Source organism: Pauljensenia sp. OF14-1SRA (assembly GCF_027694595.1).
Lineage (GTDB): Bacteria > Actinomycetota > Actinomycetes > Actinomycetales > Actinomycetaceae > Pauljensenia > Pauljensenia turicensis_B.
This window is the reverse complement of the sequence record NZ_JAQEVQ010000033.1, coordinates 1-1,434: the sequence shown is the minus strand read 5'-3', so window position 1 is coordinate 1,434 and position 1,434 is coordinate 1. Positions and strand designations below refer to the sequence as shown.

The window sequence follows — 1,434 nt, the reverse complement described above, 5'->3', positions numbered from 1 at the left end:
AAACAACTGGGACTAACCCTCCACCAACTCTTTTTGTCCTTTAACCCCCATATCGGTGTAGTCGTAGCGGGTCTGCAAAATGTCCGTCGGCTTGCCGAGGCCGTCCTGGGCATAAGAAGAAACCACAACTCGCACGCCAGGCACAGCCGGGTCTTTAGCTGCAGTTCGGTCTCTCTTGCCCGGCGCGCTATCCCAGCGGTCAAATCTGAACGTGCGGTCGGCATAAACGTGGCCGCACAGGAAAAGGTTAGTGTCAACGTTGCGCTTACCTGGCGCAACGTGACGCGACGAAGGCACCCACTGGTTCTTCGGCAGGTGCTTGCCCTTCTTGTCGTACTCGTCGCCCAGCGGGTCGGCGGGAGACTGACGGCTGGCAGGGTGGCCGTTCACATCATCCTTGTTCCAAGCGTCGTTCTCGTCTGCGGCGGTCTTCGTTTTGGGGCGGAAAGCCATGTTGAAGTTCGAGATCGAACCATGAATGTAGTTTGTGGTTCCCAACCATGACAGGGTTAGCGTGTCAACGACGTTGAAGCGGCCGCCGCCGTTGAGGCGCTTGGGGGTGAAATCTGCAAGCGGGCCACCAGGGTTGTAGTTGGACTCATCAACCCAGACCCGAACCCGGTCGAAGCGCTCGATACGTACGCGCGGGTTCTCTGCATCGGCAGGCAAGTTGTACGCTTCGCGCAGCGCTGGACGGAAGTTGAAAGTGTAGTCACCATCCGCGTTGGTGGTGGCCTCGAACGGCACCGGGTTGTTGAACTCGTCGCGAGACATAATCACCGTGCCGTCAGACTTAATCAGCATGGCCTTCATCTTGACGCCTGCGATCGGCCAGTCCTGCGGGTCGAGACGCGTGGAAGCGTTGTAGATCTCGGGGTTGTGGCGGTGGTCATCGTAAACCTTGCCCCTAATCGTGCCGGGTTGCCCGCCCTCTAAGCCATCGTTGCCCAGGGATCGCGGTGCCGCGATCGCCTCAGCAGGTGTAAGTGTTATCAGCAGCAGGCAGCAAAGAAGGGTCGCTAAAAACCCGCTCCCCTCATGCGGAAGATCCCCTCCTTAGGCCGAGCTGCCCTCAAACGCATTCCAAACGCCCTTTCTTTGTTGCCTAGAACGGTTCCATAGTAAAGATAGTCTTCCAAAGAGAAGTTCGCAAACCCCATTTGCGACACCGATAGCTCTATTGAGCCGGTGAAAAAATCAAATTTTCACAGAGGCTCTTCCCCAAAAACCGGGGTTAATACCCGAAACTTCAAATTCAGTGAAAGATGTTTCACTTCCCTAGCGATGGTCGCTAGTGCCTGCAAAGCTATTGAAGGATTATTAGCAATTCACGAATTCACGGTAACTCGAGATGCTGAGAGCACACAGCGACAATCGCCTTCAACGCCAGCTTGGGAACAGCGTAAGTTGGGCGAAGTGGCAGAAATCAATGGC

2 protein-coding genes are annotated in these 1,434 nt (G+C 55.7%); one reads left to right on the top strand and one right to left on the bottom strand.

The genetic code is table 11. The features are described 5' to 3' along the window. Positions 1–12 precede the first annotated feature (12 nt). Positions 13–813 (bottom strand): hypothetical protein, encoded by an 801-nt coding sequence (locus PG731_RS09115; RefSeq protein ID WP_270773481.1) that lies wholly within the window; start codon positions 811–813, stop codon positions 13–15. Positions 814–1,188: 375 nt separating this feature from the next. Between PG731_RS09115 and PG731_RS09110 the strand changes: the two genes are divergently transcribed. Beyond that, positions 1,189–1,434: hypothetical protein (locus tag PG731_RS09110; RefSeq protein ID WP_270773480.1), on the top strand; the 246-nt coding region annotated here is incomplete at its 3' end.

What these genes read in the sequence shown, in the direction of transcription:
- PG731_RS09115 (WP_270773481.1), bottom strand. Translation starts at nt 813, where the DNA reads ATGAAGGCCATGCTGATTAAGTCTGACGGCACGGTGATTATGTCTCGC.